The organism is Paenibacillus sp. JDR-2, from assembly GCF_000023585.1.
Taxonomy (GTDB): Bacteria; Bacillota; Bacilli; order Paenibacillales; family Paenibacillaceae; genus Pristimantibacillus.
In genome coordinates this window covers 325,081-338,284 of the sequence record NC_012914.1, presented here as the reverse complement: position 1 = coordinate 338,284, position 13,204 = coordinate 325,081, and the positions used below count along the sequence as shown (strand labels likewise).

General features: G+C 50.7%; 13 protein-coding genes. 9 read left to right on the top strand and 4 right to left on the bottom strand.

Annotated elements, in window-relative coordinates; all coding sequences use genetic code 11:
• Window positions 1-127: 127 nt before the first annotated feature.
• From PJDR2_RS01580 to PJDR2_RS01570, 3 genes are all read left to right on the top strand, one after another.
• Window positions 128-568, top strand: coding sequence for a hypothetical protein (locus PJDR2_RS01580; protein WP_012772285.1), 441 nt, complete (start codon window positions 128-130; stop codon window positions 566-568).
• 19 nt (window positions 569-587) lie between these two features.
• Window positions 588-1,535 carry a helix-turn-helix transcriptional regulator gene (locus PJDR2_RS01575; RefSeq protein ID WP_012772284.1) on the top strand — a complete coding sequence of 316 codons (948 nt, stop codon included), beginning with the start codon at window positions 588-590 and terminating at the stop codon, window positions 1,533-1,535.
• 66 nt (window positions 1,536-1,601) lie between these two features.
• Complete coding sequence (locus PJDR2_RS01570; protein ID WP_012772283.1) at window positions 1,602-2,141, top strand: DinB family protein; 540 nt, start codon at window positions 1,602-1,604, stop codon at window positions 2,139-2,141.
• A gap of 67 nt (window positions 2,142-2,208) precedes the next feature.
• On the opposite strand, the gene PJDR2_RS01565 is transcribed toward PJDR2_RS01570, so the two are convergent.
• Window positions 2,209-2,709 carry an Rrf2 family transcriptional regulator gene (locus PJDR2_RS01565; protein WP_012772282.1) on the bottom strand — a complete coding sequence of 167 codons (501 nt, stop codon included), beginning with the start codon at window positions 2,707-2,709 and terminating at the stop codon, window positions 2,209-2,211.
• Between the two features lie 186 nt (window positions 2,710-2,895).
• Here PJDR2_RS01565 and PJDR2_RS01560 point away from each other — a divergent pair, with 186 nt between their 5' ends.
• From PJDR2_RS01560 to PJDR2_RS01535, 6 genes are all read left to right on the top strand, one after another.
• Window positions 2,896-3,543, top strand: a complete 648-nt coding sequence (locus PJDR2_RS01560) for an FMN-dependent NADH-azoreductase (protein ID WP_012772281.1) — start codon at window positions 2,896-2,898, stop codon at window positions 3,541-3,543.
• Window positions 3,544-3,944: 401 nt separating this feature from the next.
• Window positions 3,945-6,122, top strand: coding sequence for an amidase family protein (locus PJDR2_RS01555; protein WP_265525096.1), 2,178 nt, complete (start codon window positions 3,945-3,947; stop codon window positions 6,120-6,122).
• Window positions 6,123-6,179: 57 nt separating this feature from the next.
• A complete protein-coding gene (locus PJDR2_RS01550) occupies window positions 6,180-7,811 on the top strand; it encodes an S-layer homology domain-containing protein (protein WP_012772279.1) in 1,632 nt (543 codons plus the stop codon).
• 270 nt (window positions 7,812-8,081) lie between these two features.
• On the top strand, window positions 8,082-8,504 hold the full coding sequence (locus PJDR2_RS01545; RefSeq protein WP_012772277.1) for a DoxX family protein: 423 nt from the start codon (window positions 8,082-8,084) through the stop codon (window positions 8,502-8,504).
• 38 nt (window positions 8,505-8,542) lie between these two features.
• Entirely contained in the window at window positions 8,543-8,863 is a 321-nt protein-coding gene (locus PJDR2_RS01540; RefSeq protein WP_012772276.1) for an ArsR/SmtB family transcription factor, read from the top strand.
• A 54-nt stretch (window positions 8,864-8,917) separates the two neighbouring features.
• On the top strand, window positions 8,918-9,337 hold the full coding sequence (locus PJDR2_RS01535; RefSeq protein WP_012772275.1) for an SRPBCC family protein: 420 nt from the start codon (window positions 8,918-8,920) through the stop codon (window positions 9,335-9,337).
• A gap of 318 nt (window positions 9,338-9,655) precedes the next feature.
• Here the strand turns inward: PJDR2_RS01535 and PJDR2_RS01530 are convergent, their stop codons facing one another.
• From PJDR2_RS01530 to PJDR2_RS01520, 3 genes are read right to left on the bottom strand one after another with little or no spacing between them, the layout of a single operon-like run.
• Entirely contained in the window at window positions 9,656-11,341 is a 1,686-nt protein-coding gene (locus tag PJDR2_RS01530; RefSeq protein ID WP_012772274.1) for an extracellular solute-binding protein, read from the bottom strand.
• Window positions 11,342-11,376: 35 nt separating this feature from the next.
• A complete protein-coding gene (locus PJDR2_RS01525; RefSeq protein WP_012772273.1) occupies window positions 11,377-12,249 on the bottom strand; it encodes a carbohydrate ABC transporter permease in 873 nt (290 codons plus the stop codon).
• Between the two features lie 12 nt (window positions 12,250-12,261).
• A complete protein-coding gene (locus PJDR2_RS01520) occupies window positions 12,262-13,170 on the bottom strand; it encodes an ABC transporter permease (RefSeq protein ID WP_012772272.1) in 909 nt (302 codons plus the stop codon).
• Window positions 13,171-13,204 lie beyond the last annotated feature (34 nt).

Below are 13,204 nucleotides of genomic sequence, written 5' to 3'. Positions count from 1 at the left end.
CTATTATTTTTTACGTTATGAAAGTTTTTCTTCATTTCTTGAGGGCGCAAGAGAAGGAAAGTTGAGTAAGCGTGGTTCATCCCGTAAACTTGTAAGAACATGGAATCCAGTAGCGAGGAGTCGTAAGATGAAAATAAACCGCATAGAGATGAAATCCGCAAGCCGTTCAGATTTCGTGGCGATTGCCGATGGAGAAAAGAATACTCGATTTGCGGATCTCATCATTGATGGGAGATCGCTCTTTCAGATGCTGAAAACCTATGATATGGTCCCTTCCCTCGGCTGGATGAGTCAGGATTGCCAGAGAGAAATGATTGATTATTTCCTGCTTCGGAGGCCGCATGAAACCATGTGGTACAGGTATCCTGTCATGGTATGCTATTGGTGTGGCGATGAAGGTTGCGGTTTTATTTCCGTAAAAGTCGATAGAGAAAATAACATCGTCACCTGGAAGGATTTTTTCCTTGAGCCTGACATGAAAAAGATTGATATCGGCCCGTTTCACTTCCAGTGGGATCATTATAAAAGAGTTATAAACAGCACCTTTGGTGTTGCGGGAATTCAATAGTGTACCGGAGGAAGCAAAAATGAACAAAACCGACCGGCAGCTAGCCATCATGCTTGAGCTGCAGCGGAGCAAGGTAATAAGAGCGGAGGATTTAGCCTCCTTATACGAGACGAGCGTGCGGACCATCTATCGGGACATTCAAGCCTTAAGCGAAATGGGCGTTCCCATCTTTGGCGCTCCCGGACATGGCTATTCCCTGATGGAAGGCTATTTTCTGCCGCCCATCGGATTCTCGGCTGAGGAAGCGGTAGCCCTGCTGATGGGCGCTGACTTTATCGAGCAGCGGCTGGACGGCGATTACGCTAGAGTAGCGAAGGCTGCGAAGAGCAAAATTGAAGCGATCCTCCCGGAGACTGTACGGGAGGAATCGACACGCGTCCGGGAAACGATGCGGCTCCTGAATGCCGGAGAACCAAGAACAGGCTTAAGGGAAAAGGACATTCTCGGACAAGTGCGGCGAGCCATCCTGGAGCGTCGTAAAATAAGCTTTTCGTATAAGAAAAAGACCCCGGAAGCAGACGGCAACCGGAACAGTACCCGCGAAGTAGCTCCGTACGGATTGGCTTTTGCCCAGGGCAATTGGATGCTGATCGGGCATTGCGGACTGCGCCAGGATATCCGCCATTTCCGGTTGTCGCGAATGACGGAGCTTGCGGTGCTCGACACGCCGTTTGCGATGCCGCATGGGTTCAACTTAAATCGTTACCGTCCGCAGGATGACCGCAAGGAGCATATATGGATTCGGGCCAACCCCGAGATCGCCGACAAAATCGCGGAGACCGGCAACTTCTATATCGAATCGGCAGAGGAACGCACTGACGGTCTCTGGGTACATTTTCGCGTTCGGGCGCCGGAGGAAATTCTTCCTCTTATCCTCAGCTGGGGCGGAGACGTTGAGGTCATGGAACCGGAGTCCTTGCGCTGTCGTGTTCGGGAAGAAGCCGAAAAAATGTTAAAACGCTACTGACACACTGTTGTCAGTAGCGTTCTTTTATAGTGGGATTATCCGAAATATTGAAGGAGTGTTGGTAAGATGAGAAACACAACGGAAGCTTTGCAGGCATTTGAGAAATCGGTTGAACGGTATATAGATGAACTGGGCCAATTCAGCTTAGAACAGTTACTTGCTAAGCCAAGCGAGGAAGATTGGTCGGTTGGGCAAATGGTTGTCCATTTGATCCGGTCTGCTCAATACATGCATCTGCGCAACGTGGATCAATGCATTGCGGGAAGCGAAGCGGTGTTGGTTGGCACTGGCGTCAAAACGGAGAACGGCAAAGCTGTCTTTGAGCTTGGAAGCTTCCCGCCCATTCGGATCCGGGTACCGGCATCTCCGCAGTATACGCCTCAGCAGCCGGACAATAAGGAACAGCTGATCGCGGGACTTAAGGACGTTGCGGAACGAATGAGAAGTACGGAACCCACTTTAAATCAAGCGCCACCAGAACATACAGTCCCTCATCCCAACTTTGGCGCACTAAACGCAACAGAGTGGTTTTTGTTAGTCGAGATGCATTACAGGCATCATTTCCTGCAGCTGGAACGGCTGAAAGCCTTTTTGGAAATCCAATGAAAAACCGAAACAAACCGGCGTTGCCATTCCAAGCGGCAACGCCGGTTTGTTTCGGTGCTATATTTTGTCAGACGGAACTGCCCTTCGCGAAAAACTCCCGCGTCTGCTTGCGTGTCTCCGCAGGCAGCACGCGATCCAGCTCCTCCTCCAGCCAAGACAATTTCTTATTCCGCAAATAATTCTGCATAGTCTCTTCGGCTTCGAGCATTACTAAATTAATCGAGCAGGAGCCCGTGGATGCCGCACAGTCCGAACAGTCGCGATTGCGATAGAGATAGCCTTTATCCTTGATGTTCTGACACTGGAATATCGGCTTCTTCCCCTCCACGGCTTCGACTACATCCCAAAAGGAAATATCGTCCGGAACGCGCGCAAGCTTGAATCCGCCTTTAACGCCTGGAACCGACGAGACGATGCCGGCCTTGGTTAGCTTTGTGAAAATTTTGGACAAGTAGGTCTCCGGAATGCCTTGAAAAAAAGCAAGCTCCTTGATGCCAATCGTTGATTCATTAGGAATCAAGTAAACCAGACAATGCAAGGCATACTCTACTCCGACGCTATACTGCATGATAACTCCTCCCATTATCGCATGGGTAAATACTATAAATTTAATGATAACGGCGCCTATTGTCAACTTAGGCTTGCCATAATAATGGAATTGACTTTGCCGAATGGAAGTCGTATATTGGAGTCAAACCTAATCGGCGATTAACTTTGTCGCCAATTAATGAAAAAAATATTTAGGAGTGAAAGAATGGAAAAGCTGCTTATCATCAATGCACACCCTAATGTGGATTCCCCTGCTTCTGTCAGCCTTCAAGTCGGCCATCATTTTATTGAGAATTACCGCAAGATGAATCCAAATGAATCGATCGAGCAAATCGATCTTTATAGTGAAGAAATCCCGGAATTAGACAGAACCGTACTAGGAGCTTGGGCTAAATCAGCCTCCGGAGAAGAGTTAACGGATGAAGAAAAACGCGTCACCGGCAGGATGAACGAAATCCTGCAGCAATTCAAAAACGCAAAAAAATATGTGATTATCATGCCACTTCACAATTTCAATATTCCTTCCCGATTGAAGGATTATATGGATAACATCTTGATCGCCCGCGAGACCTTCAAATATACGGAGAACGGCAGCGTAGGGCTGTTGACCGACGGCCGGAGCTTGCTTGTGATTCAAGGAAGCGGCGGCATCTACACGAATAACGACTGGTACACCGACATCGAATTCTCCCACAAGTACCTGAAATCGATGTTTAACTTCCTCGGAATCGAAGATTACCAGATTATCCGCGCGCAAGGCACAAACGTGCTGGACAAAGCGGAAGTATTGGAAAAAGCGAAAAAAGAAGCCCAAGAAGCAGCCGCGCGCCTGGCAAGCAAAGTAACGGTCTAAATACAGCTTAACCCTGAAGATTCATCCATAGAAGAACATTTAGAGGCAGTCGAGACCTTTCGGTCTATGATTGCCTCTTTTTTATTTCTATTCCTTAAATCTATGTGTCATAAAAATTAACATTTATATTACATAATTTGCACTCCAAGGAGGTCATCCTCAAAAAACCGATTAAAACGTTAAAAACATGGGATTTAAGCGGTTTCTTCCGCTTTTATCTCGTTTGATTTGCTTAACCAACTTAACTAATATTAGCGATAGATTAATAGAGAGATTCAAAGGGGGAACATTCTATGTAACTTATATGTCATATATAATCTAATTCTCTCTGCCTCAACTGTCTACTAGGTTATTATATTTGACATTAATAGACTGGCTTATGCCAACCCAAGGAGGACGCCATGATTAAACCGATTACGAAATTAGCCAGCCTTGTAATGCTAAGCACCTCGCTTCTTTTCACCCCGATCCTGGATACAAGCGCTTATGCCAGCGGCACAAGCACGCCAACCGCACTGGAGCAGCCCCAAGTACAGGAGCCGAAGGCGTTGGTCCAGCTCTCCGGCCCTGCCCTTACCTCGGTCGGTAACTCCTTCGACGTAACCGTATCGCTAACGGGCGCTACCGGCGATGCAACCGCAGGCAAATTCATTTTCGAATACGACCCGACTCAGTTCGAGTACCTATCCGCTTCGTCTGCGAATTCGGCCGTGAGCATTGCCGGCGTAAACGCCGTATCCGGCAAGGTAACCATCGTAACGACGGATGCAACGGGCAGCCTCACAACGGCCGGCTCCCTCCTCACCTTGACCTTCAAAGCCAACGCCGCTGCGGATCTTAGCGGAATCAGCGGTACCGTTGAGCTTGGAATCGACGACGGAAGCACGGTTCAAACGCCGGAGGAATCGCTTGCCGTCCAGATTACGGGCGCAGCCGAGGGTGATCTGAATAATAACAGCGTAATCGACGTGGGCGATCTCTCCGTCCTGATCAAATACTTCGGTATTGCCTCGGACGATCCGAACTGGACGAAGGTTGCAAACGGCGATTTCAACAAAAACAATACCATCGATGTCCAGGATCTCGCCTCGTTAGGCAAAAAAGTGCTCTACGACAACGGCCAGCCGTTCCAACTGATGGAAGCCGATATCATGAGCATTCAGAACGCCATGGCGGCCGGGAAATTGACCTCCGAGGAACTCGTCCAGATGTATCTGGACCGGATCAATGAATACGACGACGATATTCATTCGCTGATCACGGTTAATCCGGATGCGCTGGCTACCGCCAAAGCGCTCGACGAAGAGCGCAAGGAGCAAGGCCCGCGCGGTCTCATGCACGGCATTCCGATCATCGTCAAGGATAACTACGATACGCTTGGCATGCCAACGAGCGCGGGCTGTACCTGCCTGAAGGACAACCAGACGGTCAGCGACGCCTTCATGATCAAGAAGCTGAAGGATGCCGGAGCGATCATCCTGGCCAAGGCCAACCTGAGCGAATTCGCGATTAACACGGACACGAACAGCTCGTTGGGCGGACAAACGTTGAATCCTTACGATTTGACCAAAAACCCGGGCGGCTCCAGCGGCGGAACGGGCGCATCGCTTGCAGCCAACCTTGGCGTAGCCGGTCTCGGCACCGATACGGGCGGATCGATTCGCATCCCTTCGTCCTGGAACAGCATTGTTGGCATCCGTCCAACGATTGGTCTGACAAGCCGCGACGGCATCATCCCGCTCGCGCTGTCGCAGGACGTAGGCGGACCGATGGCCAGAACCGTATCCGACGCGGCCATTCTGCTTGACGCGGTCAGCGGCTACGATCCGAACGATATCGCCACAGCCGGCAGCGTAGGCAGAAAGCCGGCCAGCTATACGAAGTTTTTGGATAAGAACGGTCTTAAAGGCGCCCGCATCGGCCTTGTCATGGACAGCAGCGTTATAGGCAGCAATCAGGAAGTGCTGGCTCTGCTTAATCAAGCTGCCCAGGATATGCGCGACCAAGGCGCAACGGTAGTTGGCGTTAATATTCCTAATATCGCCGATATTTTGAAATATCCGAGCCTTAGCGGTTACGAATTCAAATTCAACCTGAACGACTACTTGTCCAACACTAGGTTTGTCGACCCTAATGTGGTCCGCTATCATTCCCTGCAGGACATTATCAACTCGGGCACCGACTTCCTGTCGGTTCTGAAGAGCACGTTGACCACTCGAAACAACGTCGAGTCGCTTGATACGCAGGAATACAAGGATATCATGCTGTTCCGTCCGCGCACGACGCAGCAGTCGCTGCTTCGCTTGATGGCCGACAACAATCTTGACGCAATCCTGTATCCTTCGACCTCGGGACCTGCCGGTTCCAGCTCCGGTAACGCGAACCGCCTGAGCCCATTCTCCGGCTTCCCTGCCATTAGCGTTCCTGCGGGTTACGTATCCAGCGGTCTGCCGGTTGGCATTGAACTGCTCGGGCGCCCTTACGAGGAAGGCGAGCTGATCAAGCTTGGCTATGCTTACGAGCAAGCGACGCATCACCGCGAAGCGCCGAAGTCGGTTCCGGCTTTGACCGGCAAGTAAGGCATAAGGAATCCGCCTTCGCCGGCGTTATACTGTAAGAGAAAGGACGAACCTGTTATGGCGCGTAAACGACTTTCTATGCTTGCGACGATCTGCTTGGCGATAGCCATGCTCGTCCCCCAATATGCAATGGCAGCGGCCGATCCGCCCTCCTTTTCCATGACGTCCGACAAAAGCGCCCTAAACAGCGGCGATGAGGTCACCGTAACGGTAAAAGGAAGCAAGCTGCAGGATGTATATGCCTACGAATTGCAAGTGTATTATGATTCCGATCTGCTGACGTTCAAGACGGGCAGCGAAAAGACGGCCTTGGTCGGCTTCAGCACGCCGGCTAAGGTTGTCGCAGACGGAGGAGGCGAATCCCATCTCGTATTCGCCCACACGAAGTCGGGAAGCTCGCCAGGCGACAGCGGCGATCTGGATCTTGCCTCCTTCACCTTCACCGCAGCTGCCAATGGAAAGGCTGACGTCGAAGTCAGAAAGATCCGGCTCGTCGATTCGAAGCTGGCTTCAAGCACGATTGACAGCCCTTACGGCACCTCCATTCAAATCGGTTCATCGGGTGGCGGATCAGGAGGATCCGGCGGTTCCACGGGCAGCCCGCCCGCCCAGCCGGAAGGCACGTTGACCGTAACGACCGATCAATTGAAGAGTGGTAAATCAATCGAGGTACCGGCATCCGCCACCTTGATCAAGCTGCCGGCCAATACGGACGAGCTGCTTGGAAAAGACGCGCTGAACATCATTACCTCCGGCAAAGCGGAGCTGAGCATACCGTCTGGCGTGTTCGCCGAGCTGAAGAAAACATTGACTGCCGCGCAGCTGCAGGGCGGATCGATCGCCCTCACCGTCAAACCGGTCGAAGGGGCCGCTAAGCCTACGCTCGGCACGGATACCAAGCTAAGCGGGCCTATCTACGAACTGAAGCTGCAATGGATTGCGGCGGACGGCACTTCGTACGATCTGCATCAATTCAAAGAGCCCGTGACGCTTCGATTGCCGGTCGACGCTTCGACCAATCCGAAGCTGGCGTCCATCTTCTACCTCCCGGATAGCGGAGCCCCCGAGTTTGTTGGCGGGACGTACGGGAATGGCGTTTATGTCGCGCAGCTCTCGCATTTCAGCTCTTACGCGATACTTGAGATCAACAAGAATTTCTCCGACGTCCCAAGCAGCTACTGGGCTTCCGGCGTCATCAAAGAGCTCTTCGCGAAACAGATCGTGACCGGCACGACGGCATCCACCTTCGAGCCGAACCGCAGCGTTACCCGCGCCGAATTCACCGCGCTGCTTGTCAGAGCGCTTGGGCTGAAGGCGGAAGGAACGCCTGCCTTCACGGATATTCCCGCGGGCGCCTGGTATGCGGCCGACGTTGCCACGGCTTACAAAGCCGGCATCGTGCAGGGCGTAAGCAGCACAACGTTCTCCCCGGGCGCTAGCATTACCCGTCAGGAGATGGTTACGCTCGCGATGCGAGGCTACGAGTTAATGACAGGCAAGCCTGCGGATGCGACGGCGGAACCATTCAAAGATGAAGCCTCCATCTCCGCTTGGGCATTGAATAACGTCAAGAAGGCTGCGGCGCTTGGCATTGTTCAAGGACGGGCGAAGGGCGAATTCGTTCCGCTTGGCACCTCGACCCGCGCGGAAGCCGCTCAAATGCTGTACGGAATAATAAATAAGCTTTAAGCTCGGTTCACCGGGAACATAGCCATTCGAATTTCCATCAGAACCGGAAGGGATCTTACCCCCTTCCGGTTTTTTTCGTTTGTTTGCATCGTCCCCCATCCTCCTCTAAAACTTTTTTACCAACTTTATGCAAAACGCCATTGACACGACACCAAAAGGTGTCCTATACTGAAAGCACAAACCGACACTAAACGGTGTCATATTAAAGCAAATGACATACAGCCAAGTCGCAGCTCGCATAAAACAAACCCATTCGAGGAGGAAATGAAAATGAGTAAAACAGTTGGAGCGGTAACAGCCGCAAACGCAGGAACTAAGGTTCAGGGAAAAAAGGTCGCCTATTGGTCCGTGACTCTGCTGCTTGCAGGAGCTCTTACGCTCAGCGGTCTCGGGCAGCTGATGAAATTAGGCGGGAATGTCGATCTCGTCGCGAATCTGGGATACCCCCTGTATATCATGCAGATTTTAGGGGTTTGGAAGCTGCTTGGCGTGATTGCCGTCCTGACGCCGCGTTTCCCGCGGCTAAAGGAATGGACGCATGCCGGGATCTTCTTCTTGATGACGGGCGCCGCATTCTCCCATCTGCTTGATCACGATTACGGCGCCGGCGGGTTCAACGTGATCCTTCCGCTGTTCTACGCCGCGCTAAATATCGCATCGTGGACACTGCGTCCGGAGCACCGCAAGCTCTAGAGCACAATAATGAGGTTTACTATTTTGGAGGGAGTGTTGTGGGCGATAACGACCAGTTGAAGGATGTATTCGAAGCCATTGCCGATCCAACCCGGCGTCAATTGATCCGCCTGTTAGCCGAAGCTAACGCGGAAGTCCCGCTTCACGAGCTAACGAAACAATTCGCCATGGGACGTACAGCCGTATCCAAGCATCTGGCCATTCTGAAAAGCGCCGGACTGGTCCTTGACCGGAAAATCGGCAGGGAAACGCGATACCGGCTGAACGTCTCCCCCATCCAAGAGATTCAGGATTGGGCAGCCTTCTACAGCAAGTCCTGGAGTACGAACATGCAGCGCCTTAACCATTTATTAGAGTAGCACATGCTTACGAAGCTAATAATTGTTTCACAATTATTTTTAGGAGGAAGAAAAATGAGTTTAACTTTATCCATGGATTTTCAGTACGCAACAACGATCGAGAAGCTGTGGTCGGCCCTGACCGATTCCGGCAAGCTTGGCAAATGGGTGGCTAACATCCATACCGGCGAAGCGATGGAAAATAACTTCAAGCCCGAGGTCGGTCACCAATTCCAGTTCCATACGCAGCCAAACGACTATTGGGATGGCATTATCGACGGCGAAGTGCTTACGGTGGATGCTCACAATAAATTGTCCTATACGTGGAACAGCGGCGGAATGAAGCATACGGTTACCTGGACGCTGCTGGATTTGGGAGAAGGCAAGGTTAACCTTCATCTCGAACAAGCCGGAATCACCAATGAACAAGCGCTGCATGGCGCCAAGTACGGCTGGAGCAAATGGTGCGGCGAGCTTGAGAAGGTCGTTGCTTAAGAGGCGACAGACTTGTCGCTCGGCAGTATTTAGCTACGTTGGCTTGAATGCGGCGTAATGCAGCTTTTTTGACTGACAGCTTAGGCTACATTGGATTGAATACATTAGAATTGGCTTAAAGTGACCGATTGGGCTCATTCCGGCCAATTTCACTGGAACGAATCCAACATAGCGCCGCGCAGCCTCCCTTTTGGGTTGACTTTAATGAAGGAAATCCAACATAGCCGTCTTTTCTCAGCGAATAGAAAACAAACAGCCCCCGGAGAGCCTAAGCTCCCCGGGGGCTGTTCTATTTATAAAATTTCTATTTCAAAATTTCTATTTTAAGATTTCTTCCTGAATAGCCTTCTGATCCTTCACGATTTGGAAGATATCATCCGGCATAAGCGCCGTATCTTTGTTGGCCGTGTACCATTCTTGGTAGAACGCGTCCAGCTTCGAGCCGTTAAATTTTGCCCAGAGCGCCTGCATATCGGATATTGCTTTATCCGTGGAATAGCTTGGGCCGCTTACAATCGCTTTCGTAACAAGGTTACCGATCTCCGTGCTGGCATTCTGGAAGTCAACGAGCAGATCCTGCGGAACCGTAGGCAGATGCTCTACGTGCGTCAGGCCAGGGAATTTGGCACCTTCGTCAATCATTTTATACAGAATTTCCATGTTTTCATTAAACTTATCCTTCGCGAGCTTCTCATCCGGCTTGTCCGGATTAAAGCTGCTGGCCAGGAATGAACATTTTCCGCCGCTCACGACCGAGAAAATCATATTGTAGTCCGTACCTAGATAACCAAGCTCCGTCTTGTTCTTTTCCTGATCGATCGGGTTCGGGCATCCGGTTGGTCCCGCTTGCCAATGCACGCCCTCAAGGCCGTACGCAAGCGTTCTGCCGGTTTCCGGAGTAGACAGGAAGTCAACGTACTCCATGATTGCTTTTGGATCCTTGGCATTCCGGTTAACGACCGCCGTCATTTGCACCGGATTGTTAATCCAGACCGTGTATTGGCCAAGCGGAGATTTCGGATTTGGCACGATTTCGAGATCCGCCCCCGGTACATTCGCCTTCAAAGTCGCGTAATCAGTAATCCACAGGCGATTCCACATATTGGTGTTGGCTTGCACGAAATAGATGCCCGTCTTGCCGTTCAGAAAGTCCTGACGCGCCTTTGCTCCGTTGTTGTCTGTAATGAAATCTTTATCGATAATGCCTTCGTCATACAGATGTTTTGCAAAATCAATGTAATATTTGAAGTTATCCCAAGTACGTACAAGCTTGCCGTTCTCGTCCTCATAGGAGTTATTCAAGCCGGTTCCGCCGAACATATCCGTAATACCCGGACCAATATTCAAACCGTACGTATCCTTCTTGCCATTGCCGTCGGGATCCTGCTCGGCGAATGCCTTCGCCACCTGGTACAGCTCATCGGTTGTTTTCGGAGCCGTTAATTTCAGCTTGTCCAGCCAGTCCTGGCGGATAACGATAACATTCTGCGGAATCGCTTCGTTTAACTTGCCGAACTCGTACATTTTGCCGTCCGACTTGGTAGCCGCCGATTTCAGAATCGGGTTGTCCTCCAGCAGTTTCTTATAGGTCGTGCTGTACTGGTTGATCATATCGTCCAGCGGCATCAGCTGCTTCTGGTCATAGAGAGGGTTCTTGATGTTAGGATCGAACTCGAAGATCAGATCCGGCGCGCTGCCGGATGCAAACAGGGTATTCAGCTTCTGCTTCGACTCCGTCCGCGGAATAGCTGAAAATTTCACGCTTGTCGGGCTATTCTCGTTAATCCACTGGGTCCAGCGGTTTTTCTCCATCGTACCTTCGGAAGCCGCGATCAATCCACGGTCGTAGACGGTTGCGCTGATCGTTGGCTTTTTGCCGCTGCCGCTATCAGCCGATTTCCCGCTGTTATCTGCATTGTCGTTGCTTCCGCAGGCTGCCAGAACCCCTAGCAGGGTTACCGATGCGCCGGCCAGCAAGACGTTTCTCTTCGTCATCTTTAACATTTATCTATTCCCCCATAGCCATAATGTAAAGTTAGTTACCCTTTCACAGACCCAAGCATGACGCCTTTTACGAAATATTTCTGCAAGAACGGATAGATTATAACCATCGGCAGGATAAGGACGATAATACCGGCCGATTTGATGCCTTCAGGCACTAATTCCAGAGCAGACGTATCGTTTGCGAGCGATTCGGTAAGCAGCGACTGGCTTGCAATCATTTGCTGAATAAGAACGGTGATCGTATATTTTTCGGTCGAATTGATATAAATCAGTACGTTCATGAAGTTGTTCCAATAGCCTACGCCATAGAATAGGATTAAGGTTGCGATCACCGGCATGGACAGAGGAAGAACAATCCGGAATAACAGGGACATCTCCCTGCAGCCGTCAATCCGGGCAGCCTCTTCGATCTCCGGCTCGATGCCTTCGAAATAGGAACGCATAATGAGCATATTATACGTGCTGACCGCACCCGGCATCCATATCGCCCAATACGAATCGATCATGCCTAAGCTTTTCACTACCAGATAAGTGGGTATTAAGCCGCCTGTAAAGACCATCGTGAAGAGCAGCATCAGCGTAAAGGTTCTTCTGCCGAAGAAGTAGCCCTTCGATAACGGATAAGCCGCACAGATCGTAAACACCATCGAGATCAGGACGCCGCCAACTGTCATAACAACCCCGTTCCACAGTGAAGCCAGCACCCGCGTTCCTTCGAATAAAGCGGAATAGCTTTGCAGGGTTACGTCGATTGGCCAGAGCAATACTTGACCGGACTCGACAGCCTGCTTACCGCTGAAGGAGATGGATAGAATGTTAATGACGGGAGCTAGACACGAGATCGAAATGAGCAGCAGGAGAATCGAAATCCCTATTCTTGTTATTTTGTCTCCATAAGATTCTCTCATCTTCGCTTCACCTCAGAACAAGTTGCTATTGAATTTTTTGGCGATCAGGTTTGCGCCCAGAATAAGAATAAAGGCTACCACCGATTCGAACAAACCAAGCGCCGTTGTCAGACTGAATTGTCCGCCTTGGATGCCGAGGGTATAGATATACGTGCTAATCACTTCGGAAATATCCGATACCATGGCATTCCGCAGGTTGTAGATTTGATCGAAACCAACCTCTAAGACTCGTCCCATGGAGAGAATGAGCACTAGGATGATCGTGCCTCTTATGCCGGGCAGCGTAACATGCCAGGTTTGTTTCCATTTGCTTGCCCCGTCCAGCGCCGCCGCTTCGTACAGGGCCGGCGAGATCGACGTAAGCGCAGCCAGATAAATAATCGTACTGAAGCCCATCTCCTTCCACACGCCCGATCCTACGAAGATCGTCACCCAGGAGAAGGTTTTGTACAGGAACGGATACGGCTCGCCATACTTGTCCTCAATCCAATGGTTCAGGAAGCTCGATTCCATCGAGAACAGCGTAATGACCATGCCGCCTACGATAACCCAGGAGAAAAAGTGCGGCAGGTAAACGACCGTCTGAACGAATCTTTTATACCATGAACGTCTAACGCTATTAATCATAAGCGCCAGAATGATCGGTACCGGGAAGCCAACGACCAAGTTCAGCACGCTGAGCCATAACGTATTCCAAATAATCCGGAGCGTCTTGTCGTTGCTGAAGAGCATCTCGAAATTTTTGAAGCCTACCCAAGGACTATGGAACACGCCATCGAAGAAGTTGTAATTCTCGAAGGAGATGACAAGCCCGCCTATTGGCAAGTATCTAAAAATCAAGTAATATGCAAGTGCCGGAGCAAACATCAACATTAGAGGCACATTTTTCTTGAACAAGGCTTTCTTAGATGCTGATTTCAAGCTATTCCCTCCTTTCAAGTTACTGTTAACCTTT